This is a genomic window from Profundibacter sp., from assembly GCF_965277155.1.
Classification (GTDB): Bacteria; Pseudomonadota; Alphaproteobacteria; order Rhodobacterales; family Rhodobacteraceae; genus Profundibacter.
On sequence record NZ_CBDIBV010000013.1, the window covers coordinates 811,579 to 833,619 of the forward strand.

22 protein-coding genes and 2 pseudogenes are annotated in these 22,041 nt (G+C 56.2%); 17 read left to right on the plus strand and 7 right to left on the minus strand.

The window, feature by feature from the left end; genetic code table 11:
• Positions 1 to 7: 7 nt before the first annotated feature.
• Positions 8 to 544 (plus strand): IS5 family transposase, encoded by a 537-nt coding sequence (locus ACQY4M_RS19320; RefSeq protein WP_428548311.1) that lies wholly within the window; start codon positions 8 to 10, stop codon positions 542 to 544.
• Complete coding sequence (locus ACQY4M_RS19325; RefSeq protein ID WP_428547556.1) at positions 545 to 937, plus strand: hypothetical protein; 393 nt, start codon at positions 545 to 547, stop codon at positions 935 to 937.
• 63 nt (positions 938 to 1,000) lie between these two features.
• Here the strand turns inward: ACQY4M_RS19325 and ACQY4M_RS19330 are convergent, their stop codons facing one another.
• Positions 1,001 to 2,044: an IS5 family transposase gene (locus ACQY4M_RS19330; protein WP_428539227.1), complete on the minus strand. Its 1,044-nt coding sequence runs from the start codon at positions 2,042 to 2,044 to the stop codon at positions 1,001 to 1,003.
• A 35-nt stretch (positions 2,045 to 2,079) separates the two neighbouring features.
• Here ACQY4M_RS19330 and ACQY4M_RS19335 point away from each other — a divergent pair, with 35 nt between their 5' ends.
• The 14 genes from ACQY4M_RS19335 to ACQY4M_RS19400 all read left to right on the plus strand — a co-directional run bounded on the left by ACQY4M_RS19335 (position 2,080) and on the right by ACQY4M_RS19400 (position 15,926).
• Complete coding sequence (locus tag ACQY4M_RS19335) at positions 2,080 to 2,811, plus strand: SMP-30/gluconolactonase/LRE family protein (protein WP_428547559.1); 732 nt, start codon at positions 2,080 to 2,082, stop codon at positions 2,809 to 2,811.
• Positions 2,808 to 4,034, plus strand: coding sequence for an IS256 family transposase (locus ACQY4M_RS19340; RefSeq protein WP_428539582.1), 1,227 nt, complete (start codon positions 2,808 to 2,810; stop codon positions 4,032 to 4,034). Before ACQY4M_RS19335 ends, ACQY4M_RS19340 begins: the two co-directional genes overlap by 4 nt.
• Positions 4,035 to 4,061: 27 nt before the next feature.
• Positions 4,062 to 4,598, plus strand: a complete 537-nt coding sequence (locus ACQY4M_RS19345) for a hypothetical protein (RefSeq protein ID WP_428547562.1) — start codon at positions 4,062 to 4,064, stop codon at positions 4,596 to 4,598.
• Positions 4,598 to 5,638: a hypothetical protein gene (locus ACQY4M_RS19350; RefSeq protein WP_428547564.1), complete on the plus strand. Its 1,041-nt coding sequence runs from the start codon at positions 4,598 to 4,600 to the stop codon at positions 5,636 to 5,638. The genes ACQY4M_RS19345 and ACQY4M_RS19350 overlap by 1 nt, the downstream gene beginning before the upstream one ends.
• Before the next feature lie 13 nt (positions 5,639 to 5,651).
• Positions 5,652 to 7,148 carry a sugar ABC transporter ATP-binding protein gene (locus ACQY4M_RS19355; protein ID WP_428547567.1) on the plus strand — a complete coding sequence of 499 codons (1,497 nt, stop codon included), beginning with the start codon at positions 5,652 to 5,654 and terminating at the stop codon, positions 7,146 to 7,148.
• A gap of 299 nt (positions 7,149 to 7,447) precedes the next feature.
• Entirely contained in the window at positions 7,448 to 9,187 is a 1,740-nt protein-coding gene (locus tag ACQY4M_RS19360) for an ABC transporter substrate-binding protein (protein WP_428547570.1), read from the plus strand.
• A 90-nt stretch (positions 9,188 to 9,277) separates the two neighbouring features.
• Complete coding sequence (locus ACQY4M_RS19365) at positions 9,278 to 10,342, plus strand: ABC transporter ATP-binding protein (protein ID WP_428547573.1); 1,065 nt, start codon at positions 9,278 to 9,280, stop codon at positions 10,340 to 10,342.
• Between the two features lie 12 nt (positions 10,343 to 10,354).
• The gene (locus ACQY4M_RS19370) at positions 10,355 to 11,437 is read left to right on the plus strand and encodes an ABC transporter ATP-binding protein (RefSeq protein ID WP_428547576.1); all 1,083 of its coding nucleotides are present in this window, start codon (positions 10,355 to 10,357) and stop codon (positions 11,435 to 11,437) included.
• A complete protein-coding gene (locus ACQY4M_RS19375; protein ID WP_428547579.1) occupies positions 11,434 to 12,297 on the plus strand; it encodes a carbohydrate ABC transporter permease in 864 nt (287 codons plus the stop codon). The genes ACQY4M_RS19370 and ACQY4M_RS19375 overlap by 4 nt, the downstream gene beginning before the upstream one ends.
• Before the next feature lie 9 nt (positions 12,298 to 12,306).
• Positions 12,307 to 13,104, plus strand: a complete 798-nt coding sequence (locus ACQY4M_RS19380) for a carbohydrate ABC transporter permease (protein ID WP_428547582.1) — start codon at positions 12,307 to 12,309, stop codon at positions 13,102 to 13,104.
• Positions 13,104 to 13,382: a DUF2160 domain-containing protein gene (locus ACQY4M_RS19385; RefSeq protein WP_428547585.1), complete on the plus strand. Its 279-nt coding sequence runs from the start codon at positions 13,104 to 13,106 to the stop codon at positions 13,380 to 13,382. Before ACQY4M_RS19380 ends, ACQY4M_RS19385 begins: the two co-directional genes overlap by 1 nt.
• A gap of 84 nt (positions 13,383 to 13,466) precedes the next feature.
• Positions 13,467 to 13,859 (plus strand): BlaI/MecI/CopY family transcriptional regulator, encoded by a 393-nt coding sequence (locus ACQY4M_RS19390; protein WP_118941361.1) that lies wholly within the window; start codon positions 13,467 to 13,469, stop codon positions 13,857 to 13,859.
• A gap of 94 nt (positions 13,860 to 13,953) precedes the next feature.
• Positions 13,954 to 14,976 carry a M56 family metallopeptidase gene (locus ACQY4M_RS19395; RefSeq protein ID WP_428547589.1) on the plus strand — a complete coding sequence of 341 codons (1,023 nt, stop codon included), beginning with the start codon at positions 13,954 to 13,956 and terminating at the stop codon, positions 14,974 to 14,976.
• A gap of 110 nt (positions 14,977 to 15,086) precedes the next feature.
• Positions 15,087 to 15,926 carry a fumarylacetoacetate hydrolase family protein gene (locus ACQY4M_RS19400; protein WP_428547592.1) on the plus strand — a complete coding sequence of 280 codons (840 nt, stop codon included), beginning with the start codon at positions 15,087 to 15,089 and terminating at the stop codon, positions 15,924 to 15,926.
• 4 nt (positions 15,927 to 15,930) lie between these two features.
• Here ACQY4M_RS19400 and ACQY4M_RS19405 read toward each other — a convergent pair whose 3' ends face one another.
• Positions 15,931 to 17,682: a protein kinase domain-containing protein gene (locus ACQY4M_RS19405; protein WP_428547595.1), complete on the minus strand. Its 1,752-nt coding sequence runs from the start codon at positions 17,680 to 17,682 to the stop codon at positions 15,931 to 15,933.
• 36 nt (positions 17,683 to 17,718) lie between these two features.
• Positions 17,719 to 18,279: a formate/nitrite transporter family protein gene (locus ACQY4M_RS19410; protein WP_428547598.1), complete on the minus strand. Its 561-nt coding sequence runs from the start codon at positions 18,277 to 18,279 to the stop codon at positions 17,719 to 17,721.
• A 100-nt stretch (positions 18,280 to 18,379) separates the two neighbouring features.
• On the opposite strand from ACQY4M_RS19410, the pseudogene ACQY4M_RS19415 reads away from it, so the two are divergent.
• Positions 18,380 to 19,605, plus strand: a pseudogene (locus ACQY4M_RS19415) (IS256 family transposase).
• 37 nt (positions 19,606 to 19,642) lie between these two features.
• On the opposite strand, the gene ACQY4M_RS19420 reads toward ACQY4M_RS19415, so the two are convergent.
• The 4 genes and pseudogenes from ACQY4M_RS19420 to ACQY4M_RS19435 form a co-directional block, all read right to left on the minus strand.
• The gene (locus ACQY4M_RS19420) at positions 19,643 to 19,945 is read right to left on the minus strand and encodes a formate/nitrite transporter family protein (protein WP_428547601.1); all 303 of its coding nucleotides are present in this window, start codon (positions 19,943 to 19,945) and stop codon (positions 19,643 to 19,645) included.
• A gap of 16 nt (positions 19,946 to 19,961) precedes the next feature.
• Positions 19,962 to 20,297 (minus strand): nitrite reductase small subunit NirD, encoded by a 336-nt coding sequence (gene nirD, locus ACQY4M_RS19425; RefSeq protein WP_428547604.1) that lies wholly within the window; start codon positions 20,295 to 20,297, stop codon positions 19,962 to 19,964.
• Positions 20,294 to 20,752: pseudogene (locus tag ACQY4M_RS19430) on the minus strand (nitrite reductase large subunit); the annotation flags it as partial. The pseudogene ACQY4M_RS19430 and the gene nirD, both read right to left, overlap by 4 nt.
• Positions 20,753 to 21,015: 263 nt before the next feature.
• On the minus strand, positions 21,016 to 22,032 hold the full coding sequence (locus ACQY4M_RS19435; RefSeq protein WP_428542502.1) for an IS110 family transposase: 1,017 nt from the start codon (positions 22,030 to 22,032) through the stop codon (positions 21,016 to 21,018).
• Positions 22,033 to 22,041 lie beyond the last annotated feature (9 nt).

Below are 22,041 nucleotides of genomic sequence, written 5' to 3' on the forward strand. Positions count from 1 at the left end.
GTGGACTGTGGCAGAAGATTTTCGCGGAGTTGGTCGGACAGGCGGAAATCCCACACGAACTGAGTATCGATTCCACTGCCGTTCGGGCGCATCGCTCGGCGCATGGCGGAAAAGGGGGGCGAAGATTCACTGCATCGGGCGCTCGCGTGGCGGGCCCACGACGAAAATACACGCGTTGACAGATGGTTACGGGCGCATTGCCGCGTTCAGTCTGACCCCCGGAAACATTGCCGACATCTCGGCTGCCCCTGCTCTGCTGGCAACCATGCCCGCACCACGCCGCCTGCTCGGCGACCGGGGCTATGATGCAAACAGCCTGCGCGCAACTCTTGCGCGGGCCGGAACAGAGGCCGTCATCCCCTCCACCCGATCCCGAAAACGCCCCATCCCCCATGATGTGCAGGCTTATCGCGCTCGCAACCTGATCGAACGCGCCTTCTGCCGCCTCAAGGATTTCCGCCGCATTGCCACCCGCTATGACAAACTGGCTCAAAACTTCCTGTCAGCCGTCGCTATCGCTGCCTTTATCCTGTGGTGGACTTGATTGAGTCTCGACCCTAGTGGGGCCGGGATCGGCACCGGGCACGGGCTGGAAATTCTGGCGCTGACGGCGGCCGTGGTTGGCGGCAATTCATTGGGGGGCGGGCGCGGTTCGATTGTCAAAGGCCTGATGGGGGCGATTATTGTGCTGGTCATGACCAATGGTCTGATCCGGCTTGGCTATGGCACCGGCACGAACCAGATGGTGCTGGGCATCCTGCTGGCTGCTGCCGTAACCATCGACATCCGCTGGCTAAAGAACTGCCACAAGGTGCTGAATGAAATGTATGTGGCGCCGGTTTACCTTAAGGGAACCTCTGTAAATTCCCGTTTTCGCCTTCTTCGCGGCGGGGTGGACGGTTTTTCGCCTGTCCCGCCTGATTGCTTCGGATCATAAACCCATTTTCACCGGTTTCAAGCCGGTTTTGGGTATTTCAGGCACACCTCACCCCATGAACCCTTATCCCGGCGCCGCCAGGCCGCATTCGAACTGGACGAAGCGCTTCATGTTGTAGACCAGGTTCATCATCCCGATGCGAAATCGCGCCCGCTTCAGGCCGATGGAGCGGATCAGCTTGCCGCCCATGGAGCGCTCCTGAAAAGCGAATACATGCTCGACCCGGACCCGCACTTTCGAGCGCCTCCGGTTGGCCTTTTGCTGGCGCTCGCCAAGCGGCTTGCCGCGCCTGCCCTTGTGATGGATATGGCTGTGAAGCCCCCGCTCTTCCAGCTCGCTTTCGATCTTTTGCGAGCGATAGGCGCTGTCGGCCCACAGGTCCGATGAGGTGTTGCTCGCATCAATCAGACCGGCAAGCGCCTGGCTGTCATGCACGGCGGCATCGGTGACATCATAAGCGCGGATGAATTTGTGCCGCCGGTCGACATTGATGTGGTTCTTGTAGCCGTAATAGCTCTTGCCGTGCTTCTTCGTCCAGCGCGCATCCACGTCCTTCTGGCGCTTCTTGTGGGGTTTTTCCTCCCACTCTTCAGGCGTTTCGCCCGCCTTGATTTTCTCGTTCTCGTCCCTTTTGTTGTGCTGGCGCGGCGCCGGAACGATGCTCGCATCAACAATCTGCCCGCCCATCGCCAGATAGCCCTTTTCGCGCAGAAAGGCATCGAACTTGTCAAACAGCTCCTTCATCTTCCCGGCCCCGGCCAGCCTTTCACGGTAGGCCCAGATGGTCTTGGCGTCAGGTACGCTGTCTTCAATGCCAAGGCCGAGAAACCGCATGAACGACAGGCGGTCGCGGATCTGATACTCGATCTGATCGTCAGAGAGGTTGTAGAGCTGCTGCAAAACCATCGTCTTGAATATCAGCACCTCATCCCAAGGCGGGCGGCCAGCGTTGGATTTGCGCTGTTCGGGCGGCGTGCGCCATATGGCCTTCAGCTCGTCCCGGTAATCCTCGAACGGCACCATGTCGTTGAGCAACACCAGCGGATCACCAGATTTGTCCAGTCCCGCGTATCGGCTGGAAAGATCAAAAAATCCCATCTGACCCATGACAAAACCCCGTCGGTCGAATCATTTTCATCCTGATGACGATTCTACCCCGTCAGGCCGGATTTTGGGGGATTTTTAGAGGTTCCCTTAAAATGGTCGATGCCCCATCCGCCGAGGCCGGTTCAGGCACCAAATACGAACTAAACAGCAAACTGTCGCAGGCGCGCTCGATCGGGCTGGGCGAGGTAGAAGGCCCTGAAGATGTTATACTGGACCGCAACGACAACCTCTATTGTGGCACCCGTCACGGCGAGGTGGTGCGCTTTTTCGCGCCCAATTACACCGAATGGGAAGTCTTTGCCCATGTCGGGGGCTTTCCACTGGGGCTGGCGTTTGACAAGGACGAAAACCTGATCAGCTGTGTCGGGGCGATGGGCCTTTATTCGATTTCACCGGATCGCAAGGTCACCCGCCTGACCGCTGAAACCCGCCGGTCGCTGACCTCGATTGTCGATGATGCGGTGTTGCGGGATCCGAATGATCTGGATATTGCGCCAGATGGCAAGATCTATTTCACCGATTCAACCAAACGCTATGACGCGCATGACTGGACGCTGGATTCGATTGAAAACCGCGGCACCGGCCGGTTGCTGGTTTACAATCCCGAAGACGGCAGCACCAAAACGCTGCTGGATGGCTATCATTACACCAATGGCGTCACCATGGTAGTGTCGCGAGTTTGGTGGAAATTCGAGGACGGCGTAATCTCCGGGTGCATCGAAGCCACCCAACCGGCGGCTGGAACCGCCAAGGAGATCACGCCATGACAAAGAATACAGCAACATCGACATCCGCGCTACTGGCCAATGAAGCAGGCTATGACCCGATTGAAGACCGGCTGCGCCAGAACATCCGCGCGACGATCGAGGCGGTTTTCGAAGAGGAGCTGGAGCAGTTTCTGGGCCGTTGCCGGTATGGCCGCAGCGGCGGGGCAAAGGCCGGATACCGCCACGGGCATCGCGAGCGGCAACTGGTCGGAACATTTGGAACCGAAACGGTGCGCGTGCCGCGTGCGCGGATCACAGGCGAGGCCGGCAAGGCCAGAGAATGGCGCTCGAAGGCATTGCCCCGCTACCAGCGGCTGACGAAGAAGGCCGAGGCGCTGATCGCTGCTGTCTACCTTTCGGGCACCAACACACGGCGGGTAAAACGCGCCCTGTTCGGCCTGTTTCAGGGGGCGGTCAGCAAGGATGTGGTGAGCCGCGCCTGGCGCAAGGTGAAGGTGGACTGGCAGGCGTGGTGCGCCCGCAGCCTTGCGGATGAAGACATCGTGCGGCTGATCCTGGACGGCACCGTGATCAAAACGCGGATTGACAGGAAGGCCACCAATATCTCGGTTCTGGCCGCGATTGGCGTGCGCCGGGATGGGCAGAAGGTCTTGTTATCACTGATGAACATGGGCGGCGAAAGCACCTCCGCCTGGCGTCAGTTCATCAACGATCTGGATGCGCGCGGGTTGAAACGGCCCGAATTTGTCATCGTGGACGGGGCACCGGGACTTGAGGTCGCTCTCATTGCCCTCTGGGGTGAAGATCTGCCGATCCAGAGGTGCACGGTGCACAAGCACCGCAACCTTCTGGCCAAGGCACCCAAGCGTATGCATGATGAGTTGACAGAAGATTACCGCGACATGATCTACGCCAAAACACCCGAGGAAATCGCCACCCGCCGCAAGGCATTTCTGCGAAAATGGCGGCTGAAATGCAAGGCCGTCGCTGACAGCTTGGAAGAAGCAGGAGATAAGCTTTTCACCTTCACGCGTCTGCCACAAGGCCAGTGGAAATCGGCCAGAACGACAAATGCGATCGAACGCCTGAACGAGGAATTCCGCCGCCGCATCAAGACCCAGACCGTGCTGCCATGCGCCGAGACCGTGCCGATGCTGCTTTGGGCTCTGATGGCCTCGGGGCAGATCGTCATGCGAAAGGTCGATGGCTGGGAAACGCTCGCTCAGCCCGTCGCCGACGCAACCCTTGACCAAGCCGCCTGACCGGCGCATAACTCAACCCGCTCGGAGGTGCCTGAAATCAATTTCCACCACTTTCGAGACACAACCGTCACCATCGCCCATGACAACAAATCGCTGTTGTTTTGCGAAACATGGACCTGCCGTATCCATCGCTATTGGCTGGAAGGTCCCAAGAAAGGCAAAGCCGAGATCCTGATCGACGATCTGCCCGGCTATCCCGACAATATCAACCGCGCCTCGGATGGCACTTACTGGATGGCCTGGCTGGGCATGCGCACGCCCAGTTTCGATCTGTCCCTGCGCCACCCCGATTTTCGCAAACGCATGACCCGCCGGCTGCCGCAGGACGAATGGTTGTTTGCCAATGTCAACAATGGCGGGGTGATCAAGTTTGATGACAGCGGCAAAATCCTGATGACGCTGGGCGACATTGGAGGCACGTCACATCCTTCGGTGACATCGATGCGCGAACACAAAGGGCAATTGTTTATCGGAGGCATCCTGAACAACCGGATCGGGGTGTTCGATATTGAAGGGGCGGACAAAACCTGGACCGCACCGGTTGATTACTGGGGGGGAAAGTAATGTTCCTTGATCCGATACTGGATATTTTCCGCGGCAAGACCATCACCATCCCGCCGCTTGATGGGGCCTATCGCGCCAATACTGCTCTGGATGACGCCCCGTTGTTCAGTGATCTGGCGCAGGCCGACAATCTGGCCATTCTGGATGGCAGGGTGATTGCCAGCAGTGGCAATCAGCTTTGCACATTTGACGGGAAAGGCACACCGGAAACGCTTGCCGAATACGCAGCACCCGTCACCGCAGTTGCGGTTTCCCCGTCGGGGGAACTGGCTGTGGCACTGGATGATGGCGCGCTGATGATCGGGGATAACCCCTGCGAAAAACCTGACGAACTGATCTGCATCACGGCGCTTGCCTTTGGGCCGGATGGCACCCTGTGGCTGGCCAATGGATCGGCCACGAATCTGGCCTCGGATTGGGTGGTCGATCTGATGCAGAAAAATGCTTCGGGTTCTGTCTGGAAGCAGGAAGCGGGGAAATTCGTAAGAGTTGCAGGGGAGCTGGCCTATCCCTATGGTCTGCTGCCCGATGATAAAGGCAATGTGGTGGTCAGTGAAAGCTGGCGGCACCGGCTAATCCGGCTGGACGGGGCCAGCGGCAAAATTACTCCGGTAATCACCCATATTCCGGGGTATCCGGCCCGCCTGTCCCCGCGCGCGGATGGTGGCGCGTTGATGTCTGTCTTTGCCCCGCGCAACCGGCTGATCGAACTGGTCCTGCTGGAAAAACATTATCGCACCGACATGATGGCACAGGTGCCGCGCCGGTTCTGGATTGCGCCGGCATTGGCCACAGGGGCTAGTTTTATGGAACCGCTGCAAATCGGTGGGATGAAGATCATGGGGGTTCACAAACCCTGGTCGCCCAGCCGGTCCTGGGGCATGGTGGTCCGGTTGAATGCCGATATGCATCCGGTCGACAGCTTTCATAGCCGTGCCAATGGCAAACGCCACGGCACATGCGCCGCGATCGAGTATGAGAACCGGATTATCGTCGCTTCCAAGGGTGGCAATGCCATCCTGAAGCTGAACGTGACATAGGGGGGCAGGGGCCATGGAACCGATTATCAAGATGGAAAACGTCTCGAAGTTCTATCGCAAGGTGCCGGCGATCAGGAATGTGGATTTTGACCTGCGCAAGGGTGAAATCCATGCCCTGCTAGGGGAAAACGGGGCCGGGAAATCCACCCTGACCAAGATTATGGCCGGTGTTGTCGAGGCAACCGATGGCCAGATGCTCTACAAAGGCAAGCCCACCAGCTTTGCCACACCGAACGAAGCCCTGCACGCCGGTATTGCGATGGTTTTTCAGGAAACCAGCCTTGTGCCGTCGATGACAGTTGCGCAAAACCTGTATCTGGGGTCCGAGAATTTTCTGAACCGGCTGCGCGGTATCTACATTTCCGCCCAGCAGTTCCTGCAATCGCTGAATTTTCAGGTTGACCCGCGGGCACTGGTGGCCACCCTTGGTGCCGCCAGCCAGCAGATGATTGAAATCGCCCGCGCGGTGCATCACAACGCCGAAGTCATAATCTTTGACGAACCGACAGCCACCCTGACACCCGAGGAAAAGCGACATTTCTTTGCCCTGTTGCGAAGGCTGAAAGAAAGCGGTGTTTCCATTATTTTCATTTCACATGCGCTGGAAGAAGCGTTGGAAATTTCAGACCGGATAACCATTCTGCGGGATGGCGAGCTGGTGGAAACTGGCGACACCAAGGATTACGACCGTGACCGGATTATCGCTGCTATGGTCGGACGCACCCTGACCGAAAAAATCTATGGCGAGCATAAGGAACGTGAAACCCGCAAGGCCGGGAAACGGATTTTGGCCGTGCATGACATTTCAATGGGAACGATCGTGCGCAACACCTCTTTTTCCGTATTTAAAGGTCAGATAACCGGGGTTTTCGGCCTGATCGGCTCGGGCCGCACCGAAACCTTCAAGGTTGTTTCCGGTGTTTACAAACGCAATTTCAAACGCGGTGGCAGTATCGAGTTGGAAGACCGCCGCGTGCGCTATTTGACACCGGCCGAGGCAGTGGCCGACGGGATTATCTATGTCACCGAAGACCGCAAGGGCGAAGGGATATTCGAGACCATGGGAATAGGTGAAAACCTGTTTGGTGGATTGCTGGCATCGGGTCATAACAAGGGATGGATCATAAGCCGAAAAGATATCCGTGATCTGGCGATGCAGTGGATTGATAAATTGAACATCAAGGCAATCAATGCTGACGCGCGGGTGGTTGAATTATCTGGTGGGAACCAGCAAAAAGTTGTGATCGGCAAGGGGCTGTGTCAAAAACCACGGCTGGTCATTTTTGACGAACCAACACGCGGGGTGGATGTGGGGGCGATTGCCGAAATCCACCAGTTGATCAATGATCTGGCTGATCAGGGGATTGCTGTTGTGGTGATTTCTTCCTACCTGCCGGAAATTCTGAACCTGTCAGACAGGATACTTGTCTGTCGTCAGGGCCGGATTGTCGAGGAATTCGCACCCCAAGAAGCCAGTGAGGAAAAAGTGATGTATGCCTCGGTTCACTAGGGTTCGTCGTTCATCCTTCTTTGGTTCGACAATTCAGGTAATGAAGCGTTTATATACCGCACTAGAATCCCGAAAATAGTTCTATTCCTGTGTATGATTTAGATATCGATTAGAAGTGAAAGCGCTGTCAACCCACTTATTTCCATCCAATAGCAAATCAAAAAATTACATAATAACAAAATGATAAAAGAAAATCCCACGTCTACTAAACTTTTAGTTTGACAGAAGTGAAACGCAGTCCGACTATGATTGCAGTCGCCGCCTGACGGCGAACATATAAAGATTTGGGAGGAATTAAGATGCGAAAGTATCTGCTATCCGCCGTTGCGGTTGCTGCCGTAATTGCGGGCACACCTGCGGCATTTGCCGATCAGGCTGCCGCGATGAAATGGATTGATCAAGAGTTTCAGCCATCATCACTTAGCAAAGAAGAACAACAAGCCGAGATGGATTGGTTTATCGAGGCGGCCAAACCCTTTGCTGGAATGGAAATCAATGTATTGTCAGAAGCGATTCCGACACATTCTTACGAATCCGAGGTTCTGGCAAAGGCGTTTCAGGAAATTACCGGGATCACGGTAAATCACCAGATTCTGGGCGAAGGCGAGGTCGTTCAGGCCGTGCAGACCCAGATGCAAACTGGGCGAAATCTGTATGACGGATATATCAATGACTCGGATTTGATTGGTACCCATTCGCGCCTTCAACTGGCTTATAACCTGACTGACTGGATGGCGGGTGAAGGTAAGGATGTAACAAATCCGGGACTGGATTTGCCAGATTTTATTGGCACACAGTTCACAACCGGACCTGATGGCGACCTGTATCAGCTGCCTGACCAGCAATTTGCCAATCTGTATTGGTTCCGCAAGGACTGGTTTGACCGCGAGGATCTGAAAACTGCATTCAAGGCCAAATACGGCTATGATCTGGGTGTGCCTGTCAACTGGTCTGCCTACGAGGACATCGCCGAGTTCTTTTCGAATGATGTTAAGGAAATCGACGGTGTGCCGATCTATGGGCACATGGATTATGGTAAACGCGCACCTGACCTTGGCTGGCGGATGACCGATGCGTGGCTGTCTATGGCCGGCGAAGGCGACAAAGGCGAACCGAACGGGATTCCTGTCGACGAATGGGGTATCCGCATGGAAGCAGGCACCTGTAATCCTGTGGGCGCAAGTATTTCCCGTGGCGGTGCCGCCAACGGCCCTGCCGCCGTTTACGCCATCCGCAAATGGGATGAATGGCTGCGCAAATACGCCCCACCCGGCGCGGCTTCGTTCGACTTTTACCAGTCGCTTCCTGCCCTGTCGCAAGGCAACGTGGCGCAGCAAATCTTCTGGTATACGGCCTTTACCGCCGACATGGTAAAACCGCAGTCCGAAGGCAACAATACGGTTGATGCCGATGGCAATCCGCTATGGCGGATGGCACCCAGCCCGCATGGGCCATACTGGGAAGAAGGCCAGAAGGTTGGTTATCAGGACGTGGGATCATGGACCATTCTGAAATCCACTCCGGTTGATCGTGCCAAAGCGGCGTGGCTCTATGCGCAGTTCGTGGTGTCCAAAACCGTAGACGTCAAGAAATCCCATGTGGGTCTGACCTTTATTCGTGAAAGCACGATCAATGACGAAAGCTTTACCGAACGTGCCCCGAAACTGGGGGGTCTGATCGAATTCTATCGTTCGCCTGATCGGGTTCGCTGGTCACCAACAGGGATTAACGTGCCGGATTATCCTAAACTGGCGCAAATCTGGTGGCAGCAGATCGGTGACGTGAACTCGGGCGCTTTCACACCGCAACAGGCGATGGATCGTCTGGCTCAGGAAATGGACACGACAATGGCCCGTATGCAGGCTGCTGACGAGGCCGCGAATGTCTATAACGGCTGTGGTCCGCGTTTGAACGAAAAACGCGATCCGGAATATTGGCTGTCGCAACCGGGCGCACCCAAGCCCAAGCTGGACAATGAAAAGCCGCAAGGCATGACCGTCAACTATGACGATCTGGTTGCCCGCTGGGCCCAGAACTAGGGTCTCATCCCTGACATGAAACTCCGGGGCTGAAAACGGCCCCGGAGACGCCTGACCAACAGGCCCCTTGTCGCGAAAAGAACACCGAATATGACCCTTGAGCTACAGAACATCACCAAACGCGTTGGTGCCATCACCCACATCAAAGAAACGTCGCTGCGCCTTGAGTCGGGGCATTTCAATGTGTTGCTGGGGGAAACGGGCGCAGGCAAGACGTCATTGATCAAATTGATGGCAGGGCTGGACCGTGTCAGCAGCGGCACCATCCTGATGAATGGCGAGGACGTAACCCGCCAGTCACCGCAAAAACGCAACATTGCGCTGGTGCACCAGTTTTTCGTAAATTATCCCCACTGGACGGTATTCGACAACATTGCTTCGCCATTACGCGTGGCCGGTATGGCGAAATCCGAAATTCAGGGACGGGTCGAAGACGCGGCCGATATTTTGCAACTGCGCCCGATGTTAAAGCGCTATCCGCATGAACTGTCGGGCGGGCAACAACAGCGCACCGCACTGGCGCGCGCGATTGCCAAGGAAAGCAAAGCCATCTTTCTGGACGAACCGCTGGCCAATCTGGATTACAAACTGCGCGAAGAATTGCGCGAACAACTGCCCGAACTGTTCGCCGGACGCGGGGCCGTGGTGGTTTATGCCACGTCCGAACCCGAAGAGGCATTATTGCTGGGCGGCTGGACGGTCTTGATGCATGATGGCAAGGTCACACAATTCGGACCCACCGCCGAAATCTATCGTGCCCCCAAGGATTTGCTGTCGGCGCTGGTGTTTTCCAACCCGCCGATCAACCGCGCCGAAATTACCAAAACCGCTGATCGGGCCTATCTTGGTGATAGTGTCAACTGGCCCCTAGCAGGGGATGCCGCTGCATTGCCGGACGGGACCTATCATGTGGCAATCCGCCCCGATTATGTAACACCTACCCCGCCTGCCGAGGACTCGGTCATGCTGGCAGGGACGGTTCAGGTGACAGAACTAAGCGGTTCGAAAAGCTCGATCCAGTTTTTGATGGGGCCGGATCACTGGGTTTCGCTGGCTTATGGCATTCACCCGCGCAAGGCCGGGGAAGAACACGTTTTTTATATGGATCCGTCCAAGTGCTATTACTTCGCACCCGACGGCCAGCGCGTTGCGTGATCGGGGGCGGACATGGCAAAAATAACCCTTTCCAACCTGCGCCACAGTTACGAGGCCAACCCGAAATCGGATCAGGACTTTGCGCTAAAGCAGATTGATCTGGATTGGGACGATGGCGGCGCCTATGCGCTGCTAGGCCCCTCGGGTTGTGGCAAGACAACCCTGCTGAACATCATTTCCGGCCTGCTGACACCGACCGAGGGACAAGTGCTGTTTGACGGGCGTGATGTCACCCATCTGCCGCCGGACAAACGCGAAATCGCGCAGGTTTTCCAGTTTCCGGTGATCTATGACACGATGACAGTTTACGACAATCTGGCCTTTCCGCTGCGCAATCGCGGAATCGACGAAGCGACGGTCAAACAGCGTGTCACCGCGATTGCCGAAATGCTGGAGCTGGGTGATTCATTGAACCGGCGCACGGCGGGCCTGTCGCCGGACAACAAGCAAAAGATTTCGATGGGGCGCGGGCTTGTGCGCGAGGACGTGAATGTCATCATGTTTGATGAACCACTGACCGTGATCGACCCGCATCTGAAATGGAAGCTGCGCTCGAAATTGAAAGAGCTGCACCAGCGGGTGCGCGCGACGATGATTTATGTAACCCATGATCAGACCGAGGCCCTGACCTTTGCCGATCAGGTGGTGGTTATGGACGCAGGCGAGATCGTGCAAATAGGCACGCCGGTGGAATTGTTCGAGCGCCCCGCGCATGTCTTTGTTGGCCACTTTATCGGCTCGCCAGGAATGAATGTGCTGCCTTGCGAGGTGCAGGGTGATGTGGTGCGCTTCGAGGGTATCGAGATAGCCATAGAAGGACCGGTTAAGCGCGGTAAAGGTGATCTGAAGTTGGGTGTGCGGCCCGAGTATGTGTCGCTGGGTGCCGGCCCGCTAACAGGTGTGGTTACCCATGTGGCTGACGTCGGGCGGCACAATGTCATTGATCTGCGGATCGGGGAAACACAGGTTCGTGCCATTGCCGAAGGGAAAGTGCCGCCAATAGGGCAATCTGTAAATGTCGATTTTCGCCCTGATAAAACGATGGTCTACCGCGACGGGCATATTGTCAGCCGCGCCACAGGAGATGCCGGATGAAGAAAGAATACCAAAAGGCGTGGTTCTTTGTGCTGCCGGTTCTGCTGCTGGTGGCGTTCAATGCGCTGATCCCGATGATGACGGTGGTCAATTATTCGGTGCAGGAAACATTCGGCAATAACCTGTTCCTGTGGGAAGGGCTGGGATGGTTCGAAAAAATCCTGAATTCCGAACGCTTCCACGCTGCGCTCGGGCGGCAATTCCTGTTCACGGGTCTGATTTTGGCGATCGAAGTGCCGCTGGGTGTGATCATCGCACTGGCCATGCCGCGCAAAGGCATCTGGGTGCCGGTCTGTCTGGTCACTATGGCATTGCCCATGTTGATCCCTTGGAATGTGGTCGGGGCGATGTGGAATATCTTTACCCTGCCTGACATTGGCCTGCTGGGCTATCTGATGAACCATGTTCTGGGCATTGACTATAACATGACCCAAAGTCCGTTTGCCGCTTGGGTAACGATCATTGCGATGGATGTCTGGCACTGGACGTCGCTGGTGGTGCTGCTTGCCTATGCCGGGTTGGTGTCAATTCCCGATGCTTATTATCAGGCGGCGCGGATTGACGGCGCATCTTCATGGGCTGTGTTCCGGTATATCCAGCTGCCCAAAATGAAACAGGTTCTGACCATCGCAATCCTTTTACGGTTTATGGACAGTTTCAACATCTACACCGAACCATTTGTTTTAACCGGCGGCGGCCCCGGAAATTCCACCACGCTGTTGTCGATTGATCTGGTGAAAATCGCACTGGGGCAGTTCGACCTTGGACCGGCGGCGGCAATGTCGCTGATCTATTTTGTAATCACGCTGTTTGTGTCTTGGCTGTTCTATACGCTGATGACCAAAGACGATCAGAGCTAGGGGGCGATGATGAAAAAACGAAGCCTGATACCGCTGTTATACATCCTGTTTCTGATGCTGCCTATCTATTGGCTGGTCGCGATGAGCTTTAAAACAACCGGCGAAATCCTGTCCGGATTTTCGCTGTTCCCGCGCACATGGACCTTTGATAATTACCGCACCATTTTCACTGATCCAACGTGGTATTGGGGATATTTCAATTCGATTGCCTATGTGTCGCTAAATACGGTCATATCCCTGACCGTGGCCCTGCCCGCCGCCTATGCGTTTTCACGTTACAGGTTTCTGGGGGACAAGCAGTTGTTCTTTTGGCTGCTGACCAACCGGATGGCCCCGGCTGCGGTGTTCGCGCTGCCGTTCTTTCAGCTGTATTCAGCGGTTGGCCTGTTTGATACTTACCTTGCGGTGGCGCTGGCACATACGTTGTTCAACGTGCCGCTTGCAGTGTGGATTTTAGAAGGGTTCATGAGCGGCGTGCCAAAGGAACTGGACGAAACCGCCTATGTCGATGGCTATTCCTTCCCCCGTTTTTTCGTCAAAATCTTCCTGCCGACGATTCGATCCGGCGTGGGGGTGGCTGCGTTTTTCTGCTTTATGTTCTCGTGGGTCGAATTGCTGCTGGCCAAAACCCTGACGGCGGTTGCAGCCAAACCGATCGCCGCGACAATGACCAAAACGGCGTCAAGCGCGGGGTATGAGCTGGGCCTTCTGGCGGCGGCGGGAACCCTAACCATCATCCCCGGCGCGATCGTGATCTGGTTTGTGCGCAACAACATTGCCAAGGGCTTTGCCCTGGGGAGGGTGTGATGCTGAAATGGATGGCGTGGACTTGGCCTACGGCCTTGGTTTTCATCGGGATTTTTACCGCTATGGCAATCCTGACCGTGATCGAAATTCGCCACCCCGGCGGGGGTGAACGCAAGGGGGTTTTCCACCTGACTACTACACGGGGGGACCGGTTGTTCATATCCTTGCTGGGGTCAGCCTATATCTTTTTGGCGTGGCTTGGTTTGTTCGGAACGCCGCTTTGGGCACCGCTGGGATTGGCCATCGCATGGGGAGTGTTCTGTTTTTGGAAAGTGTGATCGGGCAGAAAATCCTTGGGAAAACTAAGACTTTCGTATTTACTCGGGAAAGGCACAAAGACCAACACTCCCGGTGGAACGAGCATGAAAAAAGATAAACGAGAATTTTTAACCGAGGTTGAACTGGAATTCATGACCCATCTTTGGCGATTGGGGCAGGGCAGCGTGCGCGACGTGTTGGGACAATTGGCACCCGAACGTGACCTTGCCTATACCTCGGCGGCAACGATCCTGCGCATTTTGGAACAAAAAGAATTCGTAACCAGCACCAAAAAGGGAAAAACCCATATTTATAAACCCGTGCTGGCCAAGGACGCCTATCAATCGCGGTCCTTGAAAGCCTTGTCAGAAAAACTGTTTGATGACACCCCGACCATGCTGATTGCACGGCTGGTGGACGATTATAACCTGACCGAAGAGGCACTAGAGGAAATTCGGGCGCTGATCGAGAAAAGGTTGAAAAATGACACAGATTAGCTCAGCTTTTACGGCATATATCAACGTGAATATCCTGCTTGTGCTGGCATTTTCCATGTGGCTTTTTATCCGGTTTCTGCTGAACAGATTTGGGATGAAACATGCATACCAGACGAAACTCAGGCTACTGAACGGTATCTTTCTGGCGATTCTGGCCAGCCCGTTCATTGCCTTGGGGTATAACCGGCTGGCGGCGGGCGGAATGCTGCCCGACGCGCTGACGTTCAATCTGTCGGATTTCATGCTGTCGCAATACCTGAACGGTCGTATCGGGTTACAGGCGGGTGAAATGCAGCAGGTGCTGGATATGCGCGAAACGATGGAAACCAACCTGCTGAACCCTACCGACTGGATCAGCCAGATCACCGTTGCCCTGCTGTTGATCGGCAGCGTGTTGTGCATCCTGCGCTGCGGGCTTGGCACATTCAGATTGCGCCGCATCATTGCCAGCAGTTATGCGTGGCGGCGTTTTGGCAATGTTTATCTGCGCCTGACCGATCAGTCTGTTGTGCCATTTTCCGCGCGTGGTTTTCGGCGACGCTATATTGTCATTCCGGCCAATATGCTGGTGCGCAGACAGGACATGCGGATCGCGCTTGCACATGAATTCCAGCACCTTCGCCAGCATGATGTTGAATGGGAGATCGGGTTCGAGCTGTTCAAATCGCTGTTCTTCTGGAATCCGGTGATCCATTTCTGGAAGCGCCAGATCGAACAGTTGCGCGAACTTAGCTGTGATCAGCAAATCCTAAAACGCCACTGGGTTGATGCCCGCGCCTATTGTGAATGCCTGTTGCGGGTGTGCGAGGATACAATGCGCCGCCAGCCTGCACAGGCCATCACCCTGCCGCGTGTCTCGCTGGTCCAGTTTGACCGCTCGTGGCTTTTCCCCCCGCGCCTGAACCTGTTGCACCGGCGCGTTGACTCGGCGCTGACGGCGACAGCCACACCGGCAAAGGCACCTTGGGCGCATCTGCTGATTGTCCCGCTGGGTTTTCTTTTGATCTGGGCAACAATCGCAATCCAGCGGCCCCAAAGCTGGACCCATGACCGGCTGATGTTGTCCTCGATCGTCAATCTGGAACGGCTCGAAGCCCTGAATGGCAATACGCATTAGAATTGCCCGTTTACTCGAAAAAGCGGCCATTTGTACGGTTTCGTATGGAACCGGATTTACCAACCGTGCATCCCATGTGATAGTTGGCAAAATTATCCAGGGAGAAGAGCATGAAACTTGTTCGGTTTGGCACGGCTGGCGCGGAAAAGCCCGGCGCGATAGATGAAAATGGCGACCTGCGCGATTTGTCCTCTGTGGTGGATGACATCGCAGGGGGTGTATTGGCCGATCTGGACAGATTGAAAGCGCTGGACCTTTCCACCCTTCCTGTTGTTGATGGCACGCTGCGGTTTGGTCCTTGTGTGGGCGGGGTTGGTAAATTCATCGGTATCGGTCTGAATTACTCGGACCACGCCGCCGAAGCCGGAATGCAGGTGCCATCGGAACCCGTCATGTTTATGAAAGCCACCAGCGCGATATGTGGCCCGAATGATCCGACCATCATTCCGCGCGGATCGCAAAAAACCGACTGGGAAGTCGAGCTGGGTGTGGTGATTGGCAAACCCGCCAAATATGTGGACGAGGGCGATGCACTGGACCATGTCGCAGGGTATTGTGTTATCAACGACGTTTCCGAGCGCGCCTTTCAGATCGAGATGGAAGGACAATGGTGCAAGGGTAAGGGCTGTGACAGCTTCGGGCCCACCGGCCCGTATCTGGTGACCGCCGATCAGGTGCCGGACCCGCAGAACCTGCATATGTGGCTGGACCTGAACGGCAAGCGGATGCAGGACGGATCAACAGCCACAATGGTTTATGGTGTGGCGCATCTGGTTAGCTATCTTAGTCGTTTTTTCACCCTGCATCCGGGCGATATTATTACAACGGGCACTCCTCCTGGTGTCGGCATGGGGCAAAAACCGCCGCGTTTCCTGAAAGCAGGGGATGTTGTGTCGCTGGGAATTGACGGGCTGGGCGAACAAAGGCAGGTCGTGGTTGATGAGGGTTGATCGGCTATTGCGGCCTGTGATTGACAGTTTCGGCGTTTTGCAATGAAACGATCCGGCCTGCCAGTACAACAACCGCAAGTGCAAGTATCGTTGCAACCACTTGCCAGAATTTAACGGGATTGCGCTGGGCCAGTGGAGTCGTTTTGTCTGTTCCGAATTCCTTGTTCGGGTGTCGGATATCCGCAATGAATTCCGACAGGGACGAATAGCGTTTGAACGGATCGGGCTGCACCATCTTTTGCAATGCGGCATCCAGCCAATCGGGGGCGGAAGTGTTGGCATAGCGCAGTTTGCGCAGCTGCGCGCGATTGCGGATTTTGGCAACCTGTGCCCCGTAAGGCAACCGCCCCGTTAGCATCTGATAGGCAATCACCCCCAGTGAAAAATAGTCCGAGGTTTTGCTGGGCGCCTCATGCAGGAAATATTCGGGGGCGGTGTATTGCATCGTGCCTTGAATATCGCTGCCCTGATCCGGCAGGCCGGTTTCGGAAACACCTGCAACCCGCACCGCGCCAAAGTCGATGATTTTCACGGTGCCATTCGTGTCGATCATAATATTTTCAGGTCGCAGATCCTGATGCAGCATTTCTTTGCGGTGCAAGGCACGCAGGCCTTTGGCGATTTGCTCGACAATCCCGCGCATGGTTTCCAGATCGCAGTTCGGATTGTCGGTCATCCATTGGGCCAGTGTTTGCCCTTCGATATATTCGGTGACGGTGTAGATATAATTATGCGGCCGGATTTGCAGTGCGGGTTTCAGCACATGGGCCGAACTGACCCGCCTTGCGATCCAGTCCTCCATCATAAAGCGCGCCAATGCCTGTTTGTCTTCGCGCAGGTCAATTGACGGGATTTTCAGCGCCGCCTTTTGCCCCGTTTCGATGTCCCGCACAAGATAGATATGGCTTCGGTGGTTGGCATGCAGCGGGCGTAGGATTTTGTAGCCTTCAAATTCCTGCCCGGCCTCCAACAGTGGCGGCGCGGGCAGGGTTTCGGAACGGGCAACAATATCGTCTGCATCCCGTGTGGGCAGTGTCTCGACACGCACGATCTGAATGGTCAGGTTATCGGCGCTGCCGTTGTCATAGGCCGCTTTGACGATCAGGTGCGCGGCCTTGTCCAGATCATCGGGATTGTCGCGGATCAGGCGGCTGACGGTTTTGGGACTGATGTGTTCATACACGCCATCGGTGGCCAGCACGAACACATCACCCAGATTCAGCGGCAGGGCGCGGTAATCCACATCCACCGTCTGCGCCATACCGATGGCGCGCGCCAGATAGCTTTGGGCGCAGGATACAACGGTGCGGTGATCCTCGGTCAACTGTTCCAGACTGTCGCCCTCCAGCCGGTAAATCCGGCTGTCCCCGATATGGAACAGATGCGCCATATGCGATTTCAGCACAAGTGCTGCAAAGGTGCAGACATAGCCGCGATCCATATCATTAGCATGGATGCTGCGTTTGGTATCGGCAAACAGCCACGAATTGGCCGCCCTGATCACCCGCAGGGCCGAGGTTTTCACCATCCAGGTATCCGAGGTGCAGTAGTAATCGGACAGAAAGCTTTTGATCACGCTTTCGGCGGCAACATGGCTGACCCTGGACGAACTGATCCCGTCGGCGATCACCACGGAAATGCCTTTCAGCGACAGGGCGGGCTGAACGGGGGTCAGGGCGCCAAAGAAATCCTGATTGACCTCTTTGCGCCCTGTTTCGGAACATTGTCCAAGGGATATGGTTAGCTCTTGCTGCAAGGTAAACGCCCCGCCGGATGTGGCGGGGCCGTCCGGTTATTCGGCAGGCACAGCGGCAGCATTGCGTTTTGCGCCAGTGCGCACATGGGTGGAATAAAGGGTAAGGCCAACAAATGTGATACCGCCAACGATATTACCCAGAACGGTCGGGATCTCATTCCAGATCAGGTAATCCATGAAGGTGAAATTGCCGCCCAGCATCAACCCGATCGGGAACAGGAACATGTTGACCACCGAATGTTCAAACCCCATGTAGAAAAACAGCATGATCGGCATCCACATGGCCAGAATTTTGCCGGTCACTTGTGTGGACATAAAAGCCGCGACCACGCCGGTTGATACCATCCAGTTGCACATCACTCCACGGATGAACAAGGTCAGCATCCCGCCTGCACCATGTTCAGCATAGCCAACCGTGCGGCCCTCGCCAATGTGGCCGATCTTCTGGCCGATTACATTGGGGTCGGTGGTGAACCCATAGGTAAAGACAATGGCCATGAACACCGCCACCGTAAAGGCACCGGCAAAGTTGCCGGTAAACACCAGCCCCCAGTTGCGCAGCATCCCGCTAACGGTCACCCCCGGGCGTTTGTCCATCGGTAGTGTCGCGAGTTTGGTGGAAATTCGAGGACGGCGTAATCTCCGGGTGCATCGAAGCCACCCAACCGGCGGCTGGAACCGCCAAGGAGATCACGCCATGACAAAGAATACAGCAACATCGACATCCGCGCTACTGGCCAATGAAGCAGGCTATGACCCGATTGAAGACCGGCTGCGCCAGAACATCCGCGCGACGATCGAGGCGGTTTTCGAAGAGGAGCTGGAGCAGTTTCTGGGCCGTTGCCGGTATGGCCGCAGCGGCGGGGCAAAGGCCGGATACCGCCACGGGCATCGCGAGCGGCAACTGGTCGGAACATTTGGAACCGAAACGGTGCGCGTGCCGCGTGCGCGGATCACAGGCGAGGCCGGCAAGGCCAGAGAATGGCGCTCGAAGGCATTGCCCCGCTACCAGCGGCTGACGAAGAAGGCCGAGGCGCTGATCGCTGCTGTCTACCTTTCGGGCACCAACACACGGCGGGTAAAACGCGCCCTGTTCGGCCTGTTTCAGGGGGCGGTCAGCAAGGATGTGGTGAGCCGCGCCTGGCGCAAGGTGAAGGTGGACTGGCAGGCGTGGTGCGCCCGCAGCCTTGCGGATGAAGACATCGTGCGGCTGATCCTGGACGGCACCGTGATCAAAACGCGGATTGACAGGAAGGCCACCAATATCTCGGTTCTGGCCGCGATTGGCGTGCGCCGGGATGGGCAGAAGGTCTTGTTATCACTGATGAACATGGGCGGCGAAAGCACCTCCGCCTGGCGTCAGTTCATCAACGATCTGGATGCGCGCGGGTTGAAACGGCCGAATTTGTCATCGTGGACGGGGCACCGGGACTTGAGGTCGCTCTCATTGCCCTCTGGGGTGAAGATCTGCCGATCCAGAGGTGCACGGTGCACAAGCACCGCAACCTTCTGGCCAAGGCACCCAAGCGTATGCATGATGAGTTGACAGAAGATTACCGCGACATGATCTACGCCAAAACACCCGAGGAAATCGCCACCCGCCGCAAGGCATTTCTGCGAAAATGGCGGCTGAAATGCAAGGCCGTCGCTGACAGCTTGGAAGAAGCAGGAGATAAGCTTTTCACCTTCACGCGTCTGCCACAAGGCCAGTGGAAATCGGCCAGAACGACAAATGCGATCGAACGCCTGAACGAGGAATTCCGCCGCCGCATCAAGACCCAGACCGTGCTGCCATGCGCCGAGACCGTGCCGATGCTGCTTTGGGCTCTGATGGCCTCGGGGCAGATCGTCATGCGAAAGGTCGATGGCTGGGAAACGCTCGCTCAGCCCGTCGCCGACGCAACCCTTGACCAAGCCGCCTGACCGGCGCATAACTCAACCCGCTCGGAGGTGCCTGAAATCAATTTCCACCACTTTCGAGACACAACCTGTCCATCATGGCCAGCGGCACAAGGGTGAACACGCCAGTTAGCAAATCGAACCCCAGCAGATATAGCAGCACAAATCCCACCGGAAACAACACAGCCCCCGCTAGCGGCTGGCCGGTGTTGACGTTTATGGTGATGGCAAAGGCTGCCGCCAGCGCCAGAATGGCCCCTGCCATAAAGGCGCGGATCAGGGTATCGCGGGTGGACATGAACACCTTGGCGGCGCCCGCATCGACCAGTTTGGTTACAAATTCGGTTGGTTGTAGATATGCCATGGTGTGGCCCCTTCGGTTAAGCAGCAAAGCGGGCCAGCAAACGCGCCCCGTCCAGCAAGATACGGCCCTGTTCGACCCTGATTTCATATGTATTGACGCGGCCCTCATCAGCGCCCTGCGCCATGCCGGTTTCCAGATCAATCACCCAGTTGTGCAGCGGGCAGGTGACGGCGTTGCCATGCACGATGCCCTCGGACAGCGGCCCCTTTTTGTGCGGACAGGCGTCATCAATTGCGAATACCTTGTCATCACCGGTGCGAAACACCGCCACACATCCATGGCGGGTCTTCACCACCCGCGCCCCGCGCTGCGGGATGTCCTCAAGTGCTGCAATATCAATCCAGTTGCTCATTCTGCTGCCTCCAGTGTCAGATCGGCCAGTGCCGCCCATTTGCGCGGCCGGTATTCGGGTTTGGCCTGTTCGGCCCACGGATCCTTGCGGTAAACCGATTGGGAAATTTCAAACCGTTCGCACAGGACGGCGCGGTTGTCGGCGTCTTCGACCACCTGGTTGATCACCCAGTCCATCCCCACCTTGGCAACCCATTTATAGGGCCGGTCCAGATAGTTCGCGCTTTCGCGGTAAAGCTGGATGAACGCCACGGCCAGATCGATCACCTCTTGTTCGCTCGCAACCGTCGCCAGCGCCTCGGTTTCCTTCAGTTCCATCCCCGCAGCACCCGCGACCGACACCTGATAGCCGCTGTCCACACAGATCACGCCCAAGTCCTTGCAGGTTGCCTCGGCGCAGTTGCGCGGGCAGCCGGACACGGCCAGCTTGACCTTGTGCGGTGTCCATGACCCCCATGTATGGATGGCCCCTGCTGGGCAAGTACAAAATTGGTACTGCAACTGGCGTTTCGCGGCCATGTATTCGGCGTCTGTTTGCAGATGTATTTCTGCGCGCCTTGATGAAGTCCGCATGTATCAGGTCCAATCAGTGGAACGCGATCGTATCGCTTGGGGCCACACGGGGTGTCCTGATACGTTTATTGCCTTTTGCCATCACCTCACTTTGCGCCTTGCCGTCTCGGAAGCCGGGCGGGCCCGGCTATTGTGTTTTGGTCAATTTATGCGGGCCGGTAGCTTTGGCCGGATTTCAACAACGCCCAGATCGTTCGGGCCATTTTGTTCGCAATGGCAATCGCCACCACCTTCACCGGCTTTCTCTTCAGCAATTGCCAGATCCAATCATCGCCTTCCCCACGCCGGCGTCGTGTGCGGATACGCGCCAGAGCGCCAAGATAAAGTAACCGTCGAATATACCGGTCACCCATTTTCGATATGCCACCCATCCGTTCCCGACCGCCGCTTGAATTCTGTTTGGGGGTAAGGCCGATCCATGCCGCATAGTCGCGTGCTGAGCGGAACTGCGACACATCCGGCGTTGTCGCGGTAATCGCGCTGGAAGTCAGCACCCCGACACCGGGGATCGTGGTCAGGCGACGTGCAGTTGGGTCTTGCCGTTGGGAAATCTCAATTTGGCGGGTGATTTCGGCAACCCGATCACGGGTCTCATGGAACTGCCGGGAAAGGAGATCGAATGCAACGCCAGCTTGTTCTGGAAGCTCTGCGGCTGCCTCAAGCAGACGGTCGACATTTTGTACGCCAACAGGCGCAACAATTCCGAATTCAGCCAGATGCGAGCGGATGGCATTGACGATCTGCGTGACCTGCCGGACCAGAATATCGCGGGTGCGGTGTTGCATCAAGATGGCTTGGTGTTCTTCGGTCTTGGCTGGCACAAAGCGCATGGTCGGCCGGGTTACAGCCTCGCATATTGCTTCCGCATCTGCGGCATCCGTCTTTTGACGCTTGATGTAGGGCTTGACATAAGAAGGTGGCATCAGACGCACATTATGGCCCAGACGTGTCAGCTCACGCGCCCAGAAGTGGGCTCCGGCGCAGGCCTCAATGCCAATCAGACAGGAATTCAGCAGCCTAAAGAATGAAAGAACCTGGCTGCGGCGCAACTGGCGTCGGACAATCACTTGCCCTTGTATATCAATGCCGTGCACCTGAAAAACATTCTTGGCAATGTCGAGGCCGACGGTGACGATAGCCTCTGCTTGTAGTTTCTTGTTCATGATCCTCTC

Excerpts from the sequence above, each read along its gene's own strand:
- ACQY4M_RS19400 (WP_428547592.1), top strand. The coding sequence starts at position 15,087 with ATGAAACTTGTTCGGTTTGGCACGGCTGGCGCGGAAAAGCCCGGCGCG.
- ACQY4M_RS19420 (WP_428547601.1), bottom strand. The coding sequence starts at position 19,945 with ATGGCATATCTACAACCAACCGAATTTGTAACCAAACTGGTCGATGCG.
- ACQY4M_RS19385 (WP_428547585.1), top strand. The coding sequence starts at position 13,104 with ATGCTGAAATGGATGGCGTGGACTTGGCCTACGGCCTTGGTTTTCATC.
- ACQY4M_RS19435 (WP_428542502.1), bottom strand. The coding sequence starts at position 22,032 with ATGAACAAGAAACTACAAGCAGAGGCTATCGTCACCGTCGGCCTCGAC.
- ACQY4M_RS19370 (WP_428547576.1), top strand. The coding sequence starts at position 10,355 with ATGGCAAAAATAACCCTTTCCAACCTGCGCCACAGTTACGAGGCCAAC.
- ACQY4M_RS19335 (WP_428547559.1), top strand. The coding sequence starts at position 2,080 with ATGACGATTCTACCCCGTCAGGCCGGATTTTGGGGGATTTTTAGAGGT.
- ACQY4M_RS19355 (WP_428547567.1), top strand. The coding sequence starts at position 5,652 with ATGGAACCGATTATCAAGATGGAAAACGTCTCGAAGTTCTATCGCAAG.
- ACQY4M_RS19380 (WP_428547582.1), top strand. The coding sequence starts at position 12,307 with ATGAAAAAACGAAGCCTGATACCGCTGTTATACATCCTGTTTCTGATG.
- ACQY4M_RS19375 (WP_428547579.1), top strand. The coding sequence starts at position 11,434 with ATGAAGAAAGAATACCAAAAGGCGTGGTTCTTTGTGCTGCCGGTTCTG.
- ACQY4M_RS19330 (WP_428539227.1), bottom strand. The coding sequence starts at position 2,044 with ATGGGTCAGATGGGATTTTTTGATCTTTCCAGCCGATACGCGGGACTG.
- ACQY4M_RS19350 (WP_428547564.1), top strand. The coding sequence starts at position 4,598 with ATGTTCCTTGATCCGATACTGGATATTTTCCGCGGCAAGACCATCACC.
- ACQY4M_RS19340 (WP_428539582.1), top strand. The coding sequence starts at position 2,808 with ATGACAAAGAATACAGCAACATCGACATCCGCGCTACTGGCCAATGAA.
- ACQY4M_RS19360 (WP_428547570.1), top strand. The coding sequence starts at position 7,448 with ATGCGAAAGTATCTGCTATCCGCCGTTGCGGTTGCTGCCGTAATTGCG.
- ACQY4M_RS19410 (WP_428547598.1), bottom strand. The coding sequence starts at position 18,279 with ATGGACAAACGCCCGGGGGTGACCGTTAGCGGGATGCTGCGCAACTGG.
- nirD (WP_428547604.1), bottom strand. The coding sequence starts at position 20,297 with ATGAGCAACTGGATTGATATTGCAGCACTTGAGGACATCCCGCAGCGC.
- ACQY4M_RS19395 (WP_428547589.1), top strand. The coding sequence starts at position 13,954 with ATGAAACATGCATACCAGACGAAACTCAGGCTACTGAACGGTATCTTT.
- ACQY4M_RS19390 (WP_118941361.1), top strand. The coding sequence starts at position 13,467 with ATGAAAAAAGATAAACGAGAATTTTTAACCGAGGTTGAACTGGAATTC.
- ACQY4M_RS19365 (WP_428547573.1), top strand. The coding sequence starts at position 9,278 with ATGACCCTTGAGCTACAGAACATCACCAAACGCGTTGGTGCCATCACC.